Origin of the sequence: Actinomadura physcomitrii, assembly GCF_008923205.2 — a bacterium.
In the GTDB taxonomy this organism is placed as follows: Bacteria; Actinomycetota; Actinomycetes; order Streptosporangiales; family Streptosporangiaceae; genus Spirillospora; species Spirillospora physcomitrii.
In genome coordinates, this window is record NZ_WBMS02000012.1 from 190,602 (window position 1) to 206,910 (window position 16,309).

Genomic DNA, 16,309 nt, shown 5'->3' on the forward strand with positions numbered 1-16,309 from the left:
CCGGCCCACACACCGGCGGGCGCACGCGGCTCGCGACGATCAAGGGCTGCGGGCGGAGACGATCAGCGGCGGCGGCCCGCCCCGGCTGCCGCGCTTCAGCAGCCGCAGGTGGCGACGGCGGCCGCGAGCTGGTCGAGCTTGCCCGGATCCACCGGCCCCTTCCCGTCCCCCGCCATGAACGCGAACGTCAGCAGGCGCCCGTCGCCGTCGTAGGTGAGCCCCGCCAGCGTGCTGACGCCGGCCAGCGTGCCCGTCTTCGCCCGTACGACGCCCGCGCCGGCCTGGCTGGTGGAGACCGTGTAGCGCGGCGGCTTCAAGGTGCCCGAGAACCCGGCTATGGGCAGGCCGGTGATGACCGAACGCAACTGCGGGTGCGCGGGGCTCGCCGCGAGGGCGATGATGCGGGCGAGCGCGAGCGGCGTGATGCGGTTCCGCGGCGAAAGGCCGCTGCCGTCGTTCACCGAGACGCCCTGCGTGACGCCGAGCTTCGCGAGGGTCTGCCGCACCGCCTGCGCCGCGTCCACGAACGTCGCCGGGCGCCCGAGCTTCATGGCCACCTGCCGCGCCACGGCCTCGGCCACGTCGTTGTCGCTCTCGGTCAGCAGATGCTCGATCAGGGCCGACAGGGGCGGGGACTGGACCGCGCCCAGGCGCGCCGCCCCCTTCTGCGCGACGGTCCTATGCCCCGCCTTGGCAGCGACCCCGTTCCTCGCCAGAAGCCTTGCGAAGATGCTCGCGGCCGCGGACGGCGGGTCCGAGACCCGCGCGCGCTTGGTCGGATCTGCCGGGGAGACGCGTCCCTCGTCGACGGTCAGGGCGGTGACGGGCGCCAGTTCACCTTCGGGCAGGTAGTTCGGCTTCCATCCGGCCGCCGTACGAGGCCCCTGGTACGCCGACGCGTCGTAGTCCACGCGTACCCGCGTCACACCCGACGCCTTGAGCGCGGTGGCGGTCTGTTCGGCGAGATCCAGCAGCGATGCGTACGGCGGGTGGCCCTCGTCCGCGCGCGCGGGAAGGGCCGTCAGGGTAGGATCCCCGCCTCCGACCAGGACGATCCCCCCGCCGGTGCCGCGCACGACCTGAGTGGTGATCCGGTGCGACGGGCCGACTGTGGCCAGCGCCGCGACGGTCGTCGCCAGCTTGGTCGTGGAGGCCGGTGTGGCGGGCTGGTCCCCGCGCTGCGCGAACAGCGTACGGCCGGTCTCCGCATCCACCACCACGGCGTTGATCTTCGCCTTGGGACCCCCTATGAGGGCCGCCAGCCTGCCACCCAGCGCCTGGGGGTTCGGCGCGCGCCCCCCGGCGGGATCGGCGGCGGGGATGCGGGCCGACGCCCGCACCAGTTCGCGTGCCGCAACACCCGGAGGCTGCGGGGACAGGTGCCGGTCCGGTGTGAGTTTCGCCACTGCCACCCCGGCTGCGGCGACGAAAACGTTAAGGAGGGACAGCGACAGTACGGCAAGGGCGCGACCGCGTGCAGGCACGTGACCGCCCCCTTCCCACTCAGCACTCACCAACGTGCGACATCCTTATATAAGGGAACTCACCCCCCGTGGGGGTCGGCCTCGCCCGCACAGACCCCCGAAAGACTATTCACTGCGACCGCGCAGGGAGCGGAGGACATCTTGGATTTCGACGTCACCATTGAGATCCCGAAGGGCCAGCGGAACAAGTACGAGGTGGACCACGAGACCGGCCGTATCCGGCTCGACCGCATGCTGTTCACCTCGACGCAGTACCCGGCCGACTACGGGTTCATCGAGAACACGCTGGGCGAGGACGGCGACCCGCTGGACGCGCTGGTGCTGCTCCAGGAGCCGACGTTCCCCGGGTGCCTCATCCGCTGCCGCGCGGTGGGGATGTTCCGGATGACCGACGAGGCCGGTGGTGACGACAAGGTCCTGTGCGTCCCGGCGACGGACCCGCGTATGGAGCACCTGCGCGACATCCACCACGTCCCCGAGTTCGACCGGCTGGAGATCCAGCACTTCTTCGAGGTCTACAAGGACCTGGAGCCCGGCAAGTCCGTCGAGGGCGCCAGCTGGGTGGGGCGCGTCGAGGCTGAGGCCGAGATCGAGCGGTCCCGCAAGCGCGAGGCCGACAAGGGCGGTCACTGACCCGCCCGCGGCGCTCCCGGTCCGCCGCCGCGGGCCGGTTCCCGAGGCCGCGACCAGGGTCCTTAGGCCGCGACACGGCGTAGGTCCGCTCCCCGCCGTGCACGCGTGAGGGCTCGCGCAGAACCCTTCCGTACGGGAGACCGTGCGGAAGGGTTCTCGCTTCCGCCAGAAGGACGGTCGCTGCGGCGCGGCCATGCGCGACCGCCCGCGTGTGCCGTGCGACGCCGTGCTCAGCCCGCAGGACGGGTGGCTCCGATCAGGTCGCTCCGGTGGATGCTGGAGATCCGTACGCGCGCGCCCGTGTAGGGAGCCTCCACCATCCGTCCGCCGCCGATGTAGACGCCCACGTGGTGGATGGTGTCCGGGTTCGAGGTGTCGGTGGCGAAGAACACCAGGTCTCCGGGGCGGAGCCTGCTGACCGGGACGTGCGGCCCCGACGTCCATTGCGTGCCCGTCCAGTGGTCGAGCCGGACGCCCGCCTTGCTCCATGCGTACATGGCCAGGCCCGAGCAGTCGAAGCCGACGGTGCCGGCTCCCTGGTCGACTCCTAGGCTGGGCCCGTCGAAGGTGCCTCCGCCCCAGGAGTAGGGGGTGCCGAGCCATTCGAGCGCCGACCGCGCCACAAGTGCACCGCGCCGGGCGATGTTCGCCGTCTTCAGACCGGCACGGGCCTTGCGGACAGCACGCGCCTCCATTGCCCGTTCCCGCTCGCGCGCGAGCCGGTCCGCGCGCGCTTGGGCATCGCCCAGCCGCTTCTCAAGAGTGCGTTTCCGGTCGGCGATCCGCCGGATGGAGGCCTGCTGCGCAGCGACAGCGGCCTGTGCCCGTCCCTTGGCCTCTTCGGCGCTCTTGGCCGCGGCCGTCTGTTCTTGGAGCGCTGCCTGGGCCTGCCTGCGGAACACGTCCGCGACGGTCTTGGACGCCTCGACCCTGCGCACCATCGCGGTCCGCTGCTCGGCCAGGACCTCGACCATCCCGGCCCGGTCCATGAAGCCTTGCGGGCCGCCCCGGCCCGAGATCGCGGAGGAGACCCGGTCGTAGCCGGTGTCGTCCTGGTACACGCGCGCGGCGAACGCCGCCAGCTCGTTCTGCGCCTCCCCCACCCTGCGGGCCGCTTCGGCGAGCCGCTGCTGCGTGGCGCGGTAGATCTGCTGGGACCGTTCCAGCTTGAGCCGTTCCCCGTTGTAGCGTTCCACCGCCGTCTCGGCCGCCGCGTTCAGCGCGTCCAGCTCCCCGTCCGCCTGGGCGAGCTCCGCCTTCGTCCGGCCGATGTCCGCGGCACGGTCCTTCACCAGCCGCCAGCTCTTCTCGACGTCGTGCGCGCTCGGGGCCGGCTTGCCGGGGGCGCGCGGCGCGCCACGGGCCGACACCGGTGGGACCAGCCAGCTCATGCCGACCGCCATGCCGGCGGAGAACACCATCAGCCGGAGGGTCGCATTCCGGGCGGGGGACACCGGTCCGCGACGGCGATGCTCTATTGCGCTGGGTCGCATGAACACGTCCTCCCCCCGGCGTGTTCTCCTTAGCGCAAATGATCACCTACGAAGCGTAGTTGAGACGGGCAACAATCGGAACGTCCGTCATGCGGGCGCCGCACTCGCGTCCGACGCGGAGGGCGAGCCGGGCGCCGATGAAGAGGCGGGCGGGGCCGGCGACGACGGATCCGGCTGACCGCCGGAGGGCGGTGGTCCGGACGGCGCGGGCGGGTCCGAGTGCGGTGGCTCCGATGACGAAGGCGGGTTGGGGCTCGACGACGTCGGCGGTTCGCCGGGGCGGTCCGTCTCGGGCGGAGTGGACGGGGTGGTCGTGCCGGGCCCGGTCGGTGGCGGAGTGGGGTTCGAACCGCCCCCTGGCGTGCCCGGAGTATCGGCCCGCCATGTGACGCACACCTGCGCGCCCCCCGGTTGGAACGTGATGCCGCCCTCCCCTCGCGCGCGCGACCGGCGGGACACGTGGACGGCAACGGCCACGCTCTGACCGGCCTCCAGTCGCCCCGCCGAACTGCTCAACCGCAGCGCGCCCCAGGTCTTGGCGCTCCACGACACGGGCCCTCCCACTGCCTGCAACTCCACAGAGCCGTCCGCCCCTCCGGCCATGTCCAGGTACAGCGGGGACACCACAAGGATGCGCGATGGGTCCGCCGGTGAGGGAAGAGGGCCCGCCGGCGGCGACGGGGGCGGCGACGGGTACAGGGCGGTGGGCGGTGCAGAGGAGCCCAGGGAGCCCATAGGAAAGGTCGCCGACACCGGCGCGACATCGACGATGCCATTCCGGCCCCCACCCGGCGAACGGCCGTCAGGCACCGGACTATGGGAGACACCAGGAGCGACGCTGGGGTGGGGGCCCGCTAGGGTGCCCGCCCGTCCAGCGTCTTCGGACCGCCCGAAGAACGCGCGCACGGCGGCGATCCCCCCGCCGAACAGGACCGCCACTAGCAGGAGCACGGCGAAGGCATGGGCGGCCTGTGCTGCCAGCCCGTCCGGCGGTAACACACCACGCTCGCCCTTCGGCCGCCTTCGCACCGAGAGCCGTCCTCTGGGGCGAGGCGTCCGCGCCTGGCCCGAGGGCTGCCGCGGCTGCACGGGGAAGCCCGCCGATGTGAACTCGGTGACGCGAGTGGCCACGAACAACCGGTAGCCCACGAGCTCGGAATCGAGGAAGCAGCTCATCACACGTAGCCGAAGCTCGTCGGGCGGGTCCACGTCCGGGAGCAGCCCGTACACCTTGGCCGCCGACACGCTGCGCGGCCGGAACGCACGGCATGCGGAGCACTCCTGGGCGTGCGTCAGGAGCCGCTCGCTCAGCTCCGCCGTGAGGTCGCCATGCCGTTGCCGCAATAGCCGAGCACGTTCCGCGCAACCGTACGGGCCCTGCTTTACCAGGATGTCCGCGGTCAAGGCCGCTTCGAGCTCGGCGTGCGCGCGCTCCAGGATCGCCTCGGCTTCCTTGGGCGGGACATCGAAAATGGCCGCCAGGTCCGGAATGGACTTCTGATGCCGCACCCGCAGTTCGAGGGCCTCCCTCGAAACGGCCCGGAGCGACGTTACGGCCTCCCACGCGGTGATCCGCTGATCGACGTCCTCCTGGTCGTGGCTCGCTACCGGCAGATCCGGCGGACGCTCCCGCAACGGCGACCGCCGAGCGCACTCCAGCCGGGCGATCGCGTACAGCCACGGCTCGAACCGATCCGGGTCGCGCAGCTTGCCGATGTGCGCCTCCGCGACGACGAACGCGTCCCGCAGGGCGGCCTGTGCGGCGTCCCGCTCCCGCAACTGGAACCAGCAGTAGGCGTAGAGCCGGTCGGCGTAGGCCGCGTACATGTCGGCCGGGGCGCCGGCGCCGCGCTCGCGCAGCGCCTCGACCAGGAGATGGTCGTTCATACCAGAAAAGGTAAAGCCTCCCGAAGGTCTTTACCGGCGATTTCGAGGGATCGATTCCAATGGCATGCGCCAATTCTTCCCTTTTTCGGAATGCTTTTCCAGAGTGTTGCATTTAGCGGTTTTAACGGGGATTCGCCCCGATCTTTCAGGCTCCGTCGGGCCACCGGTCGAACCCGCGCCGCACTCCGAGGGGCCCGACAGACTTGACACTGTCATCGTGACAGTGTCATCATCGACCCATGGACGTTGCCTGGACGATCGGAGAGCTGGCCGAGCGCGCCGTCGCGGTGCTCGCCGCCGGCGAGTCGGCGCAGGTCAACGGCCGCATCCGGGACCTGCCCAACGAGCGGCTGATCCGCTGGTACACCACCATCGGGCTGGTCGACCCGCCGGCGGGCAGGCGCGGCCGCACCGCGCTCTACGGGCCGCGCCACCTGCTCCAGCTGGTCGCGGTCAAGCGGCGCCAGGCGGCAGGCCGCTCGATCGCCGAGATCCAGCTCGAGCTCGCCGCGGCGACCGACGCCGTCCTCGAACGGATCGCCGCCCTCCCGCCCGGTGCCATGGATCAGCAAGCAGAGGCGCCCATCCCGACCATCGCCGGTACGGCCGAACCCGCTTCGCAGAGCACCGCATCCGCCGCGAACCCGCGCACGGCGGAATCCGTTCCGGATGCCGGGACCACCGCTTCGGCACCGCGAACGGCTCCGCCCGACTCGACGCGGCAATCGACCGGGCCATCTCCCGAAGCCGCCCCGTCCGACGATGCCGCGCCCCCTACGAAGTCGGCGGGCACCGAACCGGACACCCAACCGGCCGCCGACGGCGCCCGGCAGGCGGACGGCGAAGCACGAACCAGGGCGCGGTTCTGGAACGCCCGACCCGACGTCTCCTTCGGCCGCGCCGCCGTGGCGGAGGACTTTCCCCGTCCCCTTCCGCCCGTCGTCCAAGGCGTCCGCCTCGCCCCCGACCTCACCCTCCTCCTGGAGGCCGGCCCGCTCAGCGCCGACGACCTCCGCGCCATCGAGACCGCCGCGCGGCCACTGCTCGACGAGCTGGCCGCACGAGGGCTCATCGCCTCCCCCGCAGACTCCGCCCGCATGCCCGCCGACCCTCCCCGGAGGCCGCAATGACCGTCCGCATACTGCCCCTGCCCGACACCGACGCGCCCCCGGAGCCGGACGGCGGGCTCGGCGCGCTGGCCACCGACCGGGGCAACCTCCCGCTCGACTCCGTCGACGTGCACGCCTCGATCACCGGTCTCGCCGCCGGCGTCGAGGTCGTCCAGGGGTTCCGCAACCCGTTCGACGTGCCCCTGGAGGCGACCTACATCTTTCCGCTGCCCGACCGCGCCGCCGTGACCGCGCTGCGCATGGAGGCGGACGACCGGGTCATCGAGGGAACGCTGAAGGAACGCGGCCAGGCCCGGCAGGACTACAGCGCCGCCATAGCCGCCGGGAAGCGCGCCGCCCTCGCCGAGGAGGACCGGCCGGACGTCTTCACCATGCAGGTGGGCAACATCCTGCCGGGGGAGCGCGTGACGATCCGCCTCGCGCTCACCCAGCCGCTGCCTCACGAGTCGGCCTCGACGGCGACGTTCCGCTTCCCGCTCGTGGTCGCGCCCCGCTACATCCCAGGGACGCCGCTGGACGGCGAGGCCGCGGGCGCCGGAGTGGCCGAGGACACCGACGCGGCGCCGGACGCGTCCCGGATCAGCCCGCCCGTGCTGCTGCGGGGGTTCCCCAGCCCGGTCCGGCTGGCGATCAGCGCCGACATCGACCCGTCCGGGCTGCCGCTCACCGAGATCCACTCGGCCCTGCACGTGGTGACGGAGGAGAGCGACGGCGACCGCACCACCGTCCGGCTGCGTCCCGGCGAGCGACTCGATCGCGACTTCATCCTGCGGCTGGGATTCGCGCCCCAGGAGAGCGCGGCCCTGTCCCTGGTTCCGGACGAGAGCGGCGACGAGGGCACTTTCAGCCTGACGGTCCTCCCGTCCGGAGACGCCCGGCCGCGTCCCCGCGACGTGGTCCTCATCCTCGACCGGTCGGGCAGCATGCACGGCTGGAAGATGGTCGCCGCCCGGCGCGCGGCCGCACGGATCGTCGACACGCTCCGCGACGAGGACCGGTTCGCCGTACTGTCCTTCGACACCGTCGTCGAGCGTCCCCGCGACCTCGGCTCCGGCCTCGTCCCAGGCACGGATCGCAACCGGTTCCGCGCCGTCGAGCACCTCGCCGCACTGCACGCGCGCGGCGGCACCGAGATGCTCGGCCCGCTCAACGAGGCGTGCCGCCTGGTCGCCGGCTCGGAGAGCGACCGCGTGGTGGTCCTCATCACCGACGGCCAGGTCGGCAACGAGGACCAGATCCTCGCGCAGCTGGCGCCGCGGCTGCAGGGCGTGCGCGTCCACACCGTCGGGATCGACCGCGCCGTGAACGCCGGATTCCTGAACCGGCTCGCGTCGATCGGCCAGGGCCGATGCGAACTGGTCGAGTCCGAAGACCGCCTCGACGAGGCCATGGATCAGATCCACCACCACATCGGCGCGCCCATCGCGACCGACCTCTCCTTGCTGGCCGACGGCCTGGAGATCGTCCCCGACTCGGTGGCGCCCGCCCGCCTGGGCGCTCTCTTCCCCGGGGTACCGCTCGTGATCGCCGGTCGCTTCCGCGGCGCGCCCGCCGGATCCGTCACCGTCAACGGCACCGCGTCCGACGGCACCGCCTGGCGGCAGCGGGCATCGGGCACGATCGCCCGGAACCCCGCCGCCACGGCGATCTGGGCGCGCGGCCACCTCCGCGACCTCGAAGACCGCTACACCGTCGGCGGGCCCCCCGACCTCGAAAGCCGCATCGTCGAGACCTCGCTGCGGTTCGGAGTGCTGTGCCGCTTCACCGCCTTCGTCGCCGTCGACAGCCGGGTCGTGACCGACTCGGCCGCGCCGCACCAGGTCGTCCAGCCGGTGGAGGTCCCGGACGGGTGGGCCGCCCCCGTGGCGGAGTACGGGGCGGCGAGTCCGCTGATGGCAGCGCCTCCCGCCCCGCCCGCGAGCGGCCCTCCGCCGTCCACCTTCGCCCCGCCGGCCCCCGGTGGGCCTCCCGACCCGAGCGCCGCCCTCATGTCGGCCGGGCCGCCCGCCCCACCGGCCGCCCGCATGCGCCGAACCTCCTCCGGCGGTGACGACATCGACGTGCCCGACTTCCTCTCGCCCCCGGCGAGCGCGTCTCCCGGCTACGGCGCACCCACGACGCCCGGCATCGATGCCTACAAGCAGGAACTGGCGCGCCTGCTGGAGTCGCTGCGCGGAACGCCCTCCGACACCGGTCACCGCATCGGTCGGCTGCAGCACGAGGTGCTTCCGGTGCTGACATCGGTCGTCAACCGCATGCAGGCACATCTCGCGCCCGACGCCGAGCCCCTCCGCACGCTGGAGACGCTCCGCCGAGCCCTGCTCCGCATCACCGGCACCAGCGCGACGCACGAGGTCGACGACCTCTGGAAACGCACGTTGCAGACTCTCGGCGAACTCACCGGCGAACCCGCCAAGTCCCCGACCCGCCGCCCCTTCTGGAAGCGCAGATCATGACCCGGTGGGGGGCAGGCCCCGGCCTGCCCCCCACCGAAACCGGCGGCACCCCCGCCCCCGCCACAGGTAACGCCCCGCCCGACCAGTACCCACGCACACGCAAAGCCGACTGCGGGCCCGCTTGACCAGCACTGACGATGCGAAGGGTGTCGGACCAGGGGTTCGCCCCGTCCGGCCAGGGCCACGTGCATGCGCAGGCCGTCCACATCCATGAACCGGTGCTCGACACCGTCCAGTCCGGGCAGGGGTCTCCCGTTCATCGGGCGGCCCGCTGCGGGACGAACCCGGCTATCGCGGCGGCCAGGCGCGCGGGCTGGTCCTCGGGCGAGAAGGTGCGCGCCCCGGGGATCCATTCGAGCCGGTCGAAGAACTTCGGCGGGAAGGTGTCGTAGGCGTCGCAGGAGGTGAGGACGAGCCGGCCGACCAGTTCGGGCCGGGTCGTCGCGACGATCTGGCAGACGGCGCCGCCGCTGTCGTTGCCGACCAGGGTGACCGGCCCGAGGTCCAAGGCCTGGATCGCACCGGCGACGATCGCGGCCAGGGCCGGCGGGGCGAGGTCGGCGCCGGGCATCGGCACCGTGTGCGCGCCGAAGGGCAGATCCAGCAGGAGCTGATCGAGGAGATCTCCGCGGAGATGAACGGCCTGGGCGAGGCCGGGCTGCTCATCGCCGGCGCCACGACCCCGAAGCCGCCCGCGCCGAGGCCGAGCCCGCCGTCCTCGCCCTCCTCCACGGCCTCCGCCGCTGACCCGCTCGAGGATCCCCTCGCTGTCACCGTGTTGCCCATTGCCCGCACTCCGCCCTCGCCACCGTCCCTGATGAGACTCCGGCGTGGTGATCGCGAGCGGGTGTTCGCTGGCCGCTTCTCGCAGCCGGGGTTCGGTGCCGCTGGCTGGACGAGGGGCCAAAGACGCTCCGGCGGCGCGAATCGAGGTGGCAGCGCTGTCGGCGAACCCCTGCAGCGCGGCATTCCAGGTGATCGCACGGGTACTCGATCCCACGGGCGGGCGGGTGCTCGCGAGTCGCTCACGGCGCAAGGCACAGCCCCCGCCTAGAGCGGGCAGGCCGAAGGGCGGCCCCCCGCGCGGGAGGCCGCCCTGTGGTGGTCCCGGCAGTGGCCGGAGAGAGCGGGGCTCAGGCACGCTTCGCGCGGGCGCCGCGCAGCAGCGGGATCAGGTTCAGCGCCAGGCCGACGACCGCGACGCCGCTGACCAGGTTGACGCCCGGGTGGAACTCGGCGAAGTCGCCGCCTCCCCCGCTCGCGCCGCCCGCGACCAGCGCGGTCACGACGGCGAGGACGAGGGCCGCGCCGACCTGGCCGGACGTCTGCACCAGCCCGGAGGCGAGGCCCTGCTCGGAGTCGTCGATGCCGTCGGTCGCCTGCGCCATGATCGAGCTGAAGCCGAACGCGAAGCCGCCGCCCAGCAGGAGCATCGTCGGCAGGATCGTGAACGCGTAGTGCGGGGTGTTCCCGGCGGTGGCCAGGAACCACACATATCCGAGGCTCAGCGACGTCATGGAGCTGATGATCAGCCGCGGCGTGCCGTAGCGGTCGATCAGCCGGCCGACGAACGGGGAGCCGAACGCGACGATCAGACCGGCGGGCAGCAGCGCCATGGCCATCTTGAGCGGCGACCAGTGCAGGACGTCCTGCAGGTACAGGGTCATCATGAACTGGAAGCTCAGGTACGAGCCGAAGAGCGCGACGATGCTGAGGTTCGCGCGGATGATCGAGCCGATGCGCAGGATGCCGAGCCGGATCAGCGGGTGCCGCACCTTGTTCTCGGTGGCGACGAAACCGATCAGCAGCGCCGCGGCGAGCGCGATGGAGCTGAGCGTGACCGGGTCGAGCCAACCGCGGTCCGGCGCCGAGACGACGGTGTAGACGGCGAGGAGCATGCCGCCGGTCAGCGTGACGGCGCCGACGAGGTCGTGGCCGCCGCCGGCCGCGGGCTTGTCGCGCGGGATCAGGGTGATGCCGGCGACGAGCGCGACCAGGGCGAGCGGCACGGGGGTCAGGAACGTCCAGCGCCAGCCGACGCTGGTGAGCAGCCCGCCGAGGATCAGCCCGGACGAGTAGCCGCTGGCGCCGAAGACCGAGAAGACCGACAGCGCCCGGTTGCGCGCGCGTCCCTCGTGGAAGGTGGTGGTCAGGATGGACAGGGCGGTCGGGGCGGTGAACGCGGCGGCCAGGCCCTTGACGAAACGGGTGGCGATGAGCAGCGTGCCGTCGCTGACCAGGCCGCCGACCAGCGAGGCGACGGCGAACACGGCGAGCGCGGTGAGGAAGACGCGGCGGCGGCCGAGGAGGTCGGCGGTGCGTCCGCCGAGCAGCAGCAGGCTGCCGTAGCCGAGCACGTAGCCGTTCACGATCCACTGCAGCGACGTGGTGGACAGGCCGAGCTCGGTCCCGATCGACGGCAGCGCGACGCCGACCATCGAGACGTCGAGTCCGTCGAGAAACAGCACGGCGCAGAGCACTGCGAGGACTCCCCACAGCCGGGGGGTCCAGGCCTGCTCGGCCGGCGCGCTCGCGGCGGCCGGCGCGCGGACGGCAGAGGCGGGTGAGGTGTCGGTGATAGTCACGTCGGAGGACATTACATGCACATGCATTCAATGTCCAAGCATAAGTTTCGTTCGAATTTAATGCGAGTGCATCTGATGCGCGCGCATGCTAGGATGCGCGGCATGGAGTCGGAGACGGCCCTGGTGGGCCGGTGGCGCTCGCTGGCGACGTGCTACAACACGGTCGCCTGCGACCTCGACCGCTCGCTGCAGGAGGCGCACGGCCTGAGCATGAGCGAGTTCGAGACGCTCGACAGGCTCGTCGACGTCGGCTGCGACAAGTGCCGCATGCAGGACATCGCCGCGGCGATGTACCTCAGCCAGAGCGCCCTGTCGCGGACGGTCGCGCGGCTCGAGAAGCACGGACTGGTCGAGCGAGTCATGTGCGAGTCCGACCGCCGCGGCGTGTTCGTCGCCCTGACCGAGGCCGGCCGCGAACGGCACGCCGAGGCGCACAAGACCCACATCGAGGTCCTGGCCAAGCACCTCCCCGCCGCTGCCGCCTGCTAAGACGCGCCTCGGATCGGCCTCGGGCGCTGGTCAGCCACCGCTCGTGGACGGCCTCACCAGGCCCAGCTCATAGGCGATGATGACGAGCTGGACGCGGTCGCGCGCATCGAGCTTGGTGAGCAACCGCGCGACATGGGCCTTGGCGGTGGCCACGCTGATGACAAGCTCAGCCGCGATCTCCTGGTTGGACAGGCCCCGTCCGACCAGGGTGAGGACCTGGCGCTCGCGGTCGGTGATCCCGTCGACGCGGCGCGGCGGCCCGGGCGACGGCTCCGGACGCGCCGCGAACTCCTCGATCAGCTTTCTGGTGACGCTCGGCGCGATCAGCGCGTCCCCGCCGGCGACGACGCGGACCGCGGCGAGGATCTCCTCCAGCGCCATGTCCTTGACCAGGAAGCCGCTGGCGCCCGCCCGCAGCGACCCGTAGACGTACTCGTCGTCGTCGAACGTGGTCAGGATCACGACATGGGCGGACCTGATCCGGCGGGTGGCCTCGATGCCGTCCATGTCCGGCATCCGGATGTCCATGACCACGACGTCGGGACCGGTCTCCTCCACCAGCGCGACCGCCTCGGCGCCCGTCCCGGCCTCGCCGACGATCTCCATGTCCGGAGTGTCGGCCATCAGCACGCGCAGGCCGGCGCGGATCAGCGGCTGGTCGTCGGCCAGCACGATGCGGATCGTCATGCGGCCCCCGCCCTCGCCCCCGCTCTCGCGGGCACGGGAAGCCGCGCCGCCACCCCGAACCCGCCGCCGGGACGCGGCCCGGCGGTGAACTCGCCGCGCAGCAGCGCGACCCGCTCGCGCATTCCGACGATGCCGTACCCGGTCCCGACCACGCCGCCGTCCCCCTCGTCGTCGATCCCGACGGCCAGCTCCCCGTCCCGATAGCCGATGGTCACCCGGCAGCTGTCGGTGCCCGCATGGCGGACGACGTTGGTGACCGCCTCCTGGACGATCCGGTAGGCGGAGAGCTCGACGTCCGGCGGCAGCGGTCTCGGCTCGCCCTCGATCCGGACGTCGACCTGGACTCCGGCGTCCATCGTCGCCGCGGCCAGGTGGCCGAGATCGGCCAGGCCGGGCGCCGGACCGAGCGGTGCGGCACCGGGCTCGTCCCGGCGCAGCGCGGTGAGCATCCTGCGCAGCCCGGACAGGGTGTCGCGGCTGGTCGCCTCGATCGCCGCCAGTGCGTTGCGCGCCTCCCCAGGCTGCGTGTCGATCACCCGTCCGCCCACGCCGGCCTGGATCGCGATGATGCCGATGCTGTGCGCGACCATGTCGTGCAGTTCCCGCGCGATCCGGAGCCGCTCGGCCGCGACGGCCTGCGCCGTGGCCTGCTCGCGCAGGATCTCCGTGTGCGCACGCCGCACCTGGATCGAGTTCCCCGTCATCCACGTCACGACCGCCGCCAGGACGATGGTGACGAGGAGCACGTCGTCCGCGGACAGCCACGCCACCACGGACATCAGCTGTAGGACGCAGGTGACGACGGCGACGGGAAGCGAGAATCGCCGCCTTCGCGTGGTCGCGATGTAACAGACCGCGATATCGGTGAGGAGGATCTCCAGCCCGGCGATCGTTCCGTTCCGCGTCTGCATGAGGGCGACGATCCAGGCGAGAAGCAGAATCGCGTGCGCCGCGAGCGCCTGACGCCTCAACAACGACATCACGAGGGCCGTGAGACCGATCGAGAGGAGCACTTCCAGACGCTCCGGAAACCTCATGGGCATGACCGTGAGGAGCAGGACACCGGGATAGAGGACGGCCCCGCACCAGGCCAGGACCGCACCGGCGACTCGGCGCGCTCGACGCCACGGCAGGGTTGACATGCGCCGATCGTAACCTTCGCCCGCCCCTTCGCACATTGGCCCGCAGGCGTAATCCTCCGGGATGAAAAGGCCTGTGGCGAATGTGTCCGGCGGCCCGATGTCCGGCGACCGCGCCGTCGGCACCGTTATTTCCATGAAACGGTGGACGCTGCTCCTGCCCGCTTTCGAGATCACGGGGATAGCACTCTTCTCGGCGGTGTACGACTCCCTCGATTTCCACATCTATTGGCTGGGCGGGCACGTCGTCACCAACGGAACCAGCCTCTACCACGAACGTCTCGCCGGCCTCTGGTTCACGAACACCCCGTTCATGGCGACGTTGTTCGTACCTTTGGCCGCAATGCCGCTCACCCTCGCCCGAGTCCTGTGGCAGGCGGCCGCCTTCGGAGCCCTTGCCTGGGCCTGTTTCCTGACCACGAAGCTCGCCGGCCGCCGCATCGCCGCGACCGTCGCACTACTCCTGGAGCCTGTCTGGCATTCCTTTTTCCTGGGCCAGGTGAACCTCTTTCTCCTGGCCTTCGTCCTGGCCGACATGCACCGCGTCGCTCTCGGCCGTCCAGCCGGAATCGGCATCGGCATCGCCACCGCCATCAAGCTCACACCGGGCATCTTCGTCGTCCTGCTACTGCTGACGAGAAGAACGAGAGACGCCGTCACGGCCTTCTGCACCTTCGCCGCCTGCACCCTGCTCGCCTACGCCATCGCACCGGACGCGTCACGCATCTATTGGCTGCACACCTTCTTCGACACTTCGCGCGTCGGCGTCCCGTACATCAGCAACCAATCCCCATATGGCGCCTTGGCCCGCATACTCCACGGCACCGCCGAGATCGGCGTCTGGTACCCGGCCATTCCACTGACCATCGGCGCTGCCGGCCTGGCGATCGCCGTGCTGTGGGCAAGGCGCGGCGACTGGCTGAGCGCCACAGCCGTCACGGGCGTGACCGGTCTGCTCGTCTCAACCATTTCCTGGGCGCACCACTGGGTATGGGTCGTCCCGCTCCTGGCCGTTCTCGTCCGCGACGGTCACCGGAAGACCGCCATCGCCTGCGGCGCCATCTTCGTCCTGTCCCCGTTGTGGTGGACGCCCCACAACGGCGACCCGCGCGAATACGGCCTTCACCTCCTGACACCGGTCGCCAACTGCTACCTCGTCGCCGGCATCTACTTCCTGGTCCACATGGCCGTCCACCTACGCCGCCCGCCCGATCACCGCATCGGCGGCGCCCCGGTGATTTCTCCGCGCCGTGCCGGTCAGTACGCCGAGTACCGGCTCACAGGAGGATGACGCCATGCGGAAACTGACCTTCGGCATGAACCTGAGCCTGGACGGCTACATCGCCGCGCCGGGCGACGACCTCGGCTGGAGCACACCGAGCGACGAGCTGTTCCAGTGGTGGTCCGACCGGGTGGGGGCGACGGACCTGGCGCTGTACGGGCGCAGATTGTGGGAGACGATGAGCTCCCATTGGCCGACCGCCGACCAGCAGCCCGGCGCCACACCGGCGGAGGTCGAGTACGCCCGCCGCTGGCGGGACATGCCGAAAGTGGTGTTCTCCTCCACCATCGGCACGGTCGACTGGAACAGCCGCCTGGTCAGCGGCGACGCGGTCACCGAGATGAGAAGGCTCAAGGCCGAGGACGGCGGTCCCATGGACATCGGCGGCGCCACCCTCGCCGCAGCGGCGATGCGGGCCGGGCTGATCGACGAGTACGTGCTGGTCACCGCACCGGTCTTGGTGGGCGGCGGCACACCGTTCTTCACGGCGCTGGACAACTGGGTGAACCTGACCCTGGTGGAGACCCGGACGTTCCCCGACGGCGTACTCCTGACCAGGTACGAGACCAGGCGCTGAGCACCGACCTCGGATCGCCCGTGCCCAGGGCCGCCGCCGCGGTGGATTTGCCGGCACGGCGCCGTGTTCGCGCTGGTCAGGACCGAAGCGGCGCCGCTGCGGAAAGGCCCCTTCCGAGTGCCCGGAAGGGGCCTTTGAGCTGGAGCCGCCTGTCGGAATCGAACCGACGACCTATTCATTACGAGAGCCCTTGACCAGGGTTCCGGCGAGTTCGCCGAAGTTCGTTTTGCCTGTTCAGAGGGGACGTCCGAACGTCCACGCACCTGCACGGTACGGGGGGAACTGCAACCCGAACTGCAACCCGCCCGCGGGCCCCCGATCAAGACGCCGCGGTGAGATGCATCTCGCCGCACGCAGCCGCCAGACATGAGGCGGCCCCGGAATCACGGTGCTACCAACACCGGCCGGGGCCTTGATCCGGGGAGAGAGCCCGAACCCATGCGTAGTTTCGCAGAGATTTACATCGC

13 protein-coding genes are annotated in these 16,309 nt (G+C 71.4%); 6 read left to right on the forward strand and 7 right to left on the reverse strand.

Annotated elements, in window-relative coordinates:
- Positions 1 to 95: 95 nt before the first annotated feature.
- Positions 96 to 1,406, reverse strand: coding sequence for a D-alanyl-D-alanine carboxypeptidase/D-alanyl-D-alanine endopeptidase (gene dacB / locus F8568_RS17550; protein WP_151594611.1), 1,311 nt, complete (start codon positions 1,404 to 1,406; stop codon positions 96 to 98).
- 219 nt (positions 1,407 to 1,625) lie between these two features.
- On the opposite strand from dacB, the gene F8568_RS17555 reads away from it, so the two are divergent.
- Positions 1,626 to 2,117, forward strand: a complete 492-nt coding sequence (locus F8568_RS17555) for an inorganic diphosphatase (RefSeq protein ID WP_151594612.1) — start codon at positions 1,626 to 1,628, stop codon at positions 2,115 to 2,117.
- Between the two features lie 230 nt (positions 2,118 to 2,347).
- On the opposite strand, the gene F8568_RS17560 is transcribed toward F8568_RS17555, so the two are convergent.
- Both F8568_RS17560 and F8568_RS17565 read right to left on the reverse strand, forming a co-directional pair.
- Positions 2,348 to 3,538: an NlpC/P60 family protein gene (locus F8568_RS17560; protein ID WP_236008847.1), complete on the reverse strand. Its 1,191-nt coding sequence runs from the start codon at positions 3,536 to 3,538 to the stop codon at positions 2,348 to 2,350.
- A 159-nt stretch (positions 3,539 to 3,697) separates the two neighbouring features.
- Complete coding sequence (locus F8568_RS17565; RefSeq protein ID WP_151594614.1) at positions 3,698 to 5,497, reverse strand: RNA polymerase sigma factor; 1,800 nt, start codon at positions 5,495 to 5,497, stop codon at positions 3,698 to 3,700.
- Positions 5,498 to 5,736: 239 nt separating this feature from the next.
- On the opposite strand from F8568_RS17565, the gene F8568_RS48235 reads away from it, so the two are divergent.
- Positions 5,737 to 6,627 carry a MerR family transcriptional regulator gene (locus F8568_RS48235; RefSeq protein WP_236008848.1) on the forward strand — a complete coding sequence of 297 codons (891 nt, stop codon included), beginning with the start codon at positions 5,737 to 5,739 and terminating at the stop codon, positions 6,625 to 6,627.
- A complete protein-coding gene (locus tag F8568_RS17575) occupies positions 6,624 to 9,083 on the forward strand; it encodes a VIT domain-containing protein (RefSeq protein WP_151594615.1) in 2,460 nt (819 codons plus the stop codon). The genes F8568_RS48235 and F8568_RS17575 overlap by 4 nt, the downstream gene beginning before the upstream one ends.
- A 256-nt stretch (positions 9,084 to 9,339) precedes the next feature.
- On the opposite strand, the gene F8568_RS17580 is transcribed toward F8568_RS17575, so the two are convergent.
- Together F8568_RS17580 and F8568_RS17585 are read right to left on the reverse strand one after the other, a co-directional pair.
- Complete coding sequence (locus tag F8568_RS17580) at positions 9,340 to 9,654, reverse strand: alpha/beta hydrolase (protein ID WP_151594616.1); 315 nt, start codon at positions 9,652 to 9,654, stop codon at positions 9,340 to 9,342.
- A gap of 562 nt (positions 9,655 to 10,216) precedes the next feature.
- On the reverse strand, positions 10,217 to 11,668 hold the full coding sequence (locus tag F8568_RS17585; protein ID WP_151594617.1) for an MFS transporter: 1,452 nt from the start codon (positions 11,666 to 11,668) through the stop codon (positions 10,217 to 10,219).
- A 102-nt stretch (positions 11,669 to 11,770) separates the two neighbouring features.
- Here F8568_RS17585 and F8568_RS17590 point away from each other — a divergent pair, with 102 nt between their 5' ends.
- Complete coding sequence (locus F8568_RS17590; protein ID WP_151594618.1) at positions 11,771 to 12,157, forward strand: MarR family winged helix-turn-helix transcriptional regulator; 387 nt, start codon at positions 11,771 to 11,773, stop codon at positions 12,155 to 12,157.
- 30 nt (positions 12,158 to 12,187) lie between these two features.
- On the opposite strand, the gene F8568_RS17595 is transcribed toward F8568_RS17590, so the two are convergent.
- Both F8568_RS17595 and F8568_RS17600 read right to left on the reverse strand, forming a co-directional pair.
- A complete protein-coding gene (locus F8568_RS17595) occupies positions 12,188 to 12,844 on the reverse strand; it encodes a response regulator (RefSeq protein WP_151594619.1) in 657 nt (218 codons plus the stop codon).
- Positions 12,841 to 13,755: a sensor histidine kinase gene (locus F8568_RS17600; protein ID WP_236008849.1), complete on the reverse strand. Its 915-nt coding sequence runs from the start codon at positions 13,753 to 13,755 to the stop codon at positions 12,841 to 12,843. Before F8568_RS17600 ends, F8568_RS17595 begins: the two co-directional genes overlap by 4 nt.
- Before the next feature lie 304 nt (positions 13,756 to 14,059).
- Here F8568_RS17600 and F8568_RS17605 point away from each other — a divergent pair, with 304 nt between their 5' ends.
- Both F8568_RS17605 and F8568_RS17610 read left to right on the forward strand, forming a co-directional pair.
- Complete coding sequence (locus F8568_RS17605) at positions 14,060 to 15,274, forward strand: glycosyltransferase 87 family protein (RefSeq protein ID WP_160573652.1); 1,215 nt, start codon at positions 14,060 to 14,062, stop codon at positions 15,272 to 15,274.
- Between the two features lie 4 nt (positions 15,275 to 15,278).
- Positions 15,279 to 15,842 carry a dihydrofolate reductase family protein gene (locus F8568_RS17610; RefSeq protein ID WP_151594622.1) on the forward strand — a complete coding sequence of 188 codons (564 nt, stop codon included), beginning with the start codon at positions 15,279 to 15,281 and terminating at the stop codon, positions 15,840 to 15,842.
- The last annotated feature ends 467 nt before the right edge of the window (positions 15,843 to 16,309 follow it).

Bases quoted from the DNA above. Each gene is read 5' to 3' on its own strand.
- F8568_RS17610 (WP_151594622.1), top strand. From the start codon at position 15,279: ATGCGGAAACTGACCTTCGGCATGAACCTGAGCCTGGACGGCTACATC.
- F8568_RS17565 (WP_151594614.1), bottom strand. From the start codon at position 5,497: ATGAACGACCATCTCCTGGTCGAGGCGCTGCGCGAGCGCGGCGCCGGC.
- F8568_RS48235 (WP_236008848.1), top strand. From the start codon at position 5,737: ATGGACGTTGCCTGGACGATCGGAGAGCTGGCCGAGCGCGCCGTCGCG.
- F8568_RS17580 (WP_151594616.1), bottom strand. From the start codon at position 9,654: ATGCCCGGCGCCGACCTCGCCCCGCCGGCCCTGGCCGCGATCGTCGCC.
- F8568_RS17575 (WP_151594615.1), top strand. From the start codon at position 6,624: ATGACCGTCCGCATACTGCCCCTGCCCGACACCGACGCGCCCCCGGAG.
- F8568_RS17600 (WP_236008849.1), bottom strand. From the start codon at position 13,755: ATGCAGACGCGGAACGGAACGATCGCCGGGCTGGAGATCCTCCTCACC.
- F8568_RS17595 (WP_151594619.1), bottom strand. From the start codon at position 12,844: ATGACGATCCGCATCGTGCTGGCCGACGACCAGCCGCTGATCCGCGCC.
- F8568_RS17560 (WP_236008847.1), bottom strand. From the start codon at position 3,538: ATGGTGTTCTCCGCCGGCATGGCGGTCGGCATGAGCTGGCTGGTCCCA.
- F8568_RS17590 (WP_151594618.1), top strand. From the start codon at position 11,771: ATGGAGTCGGAGACGGCCCTGGTGGGCCGGTGGCGCTCGCTGGCGACG.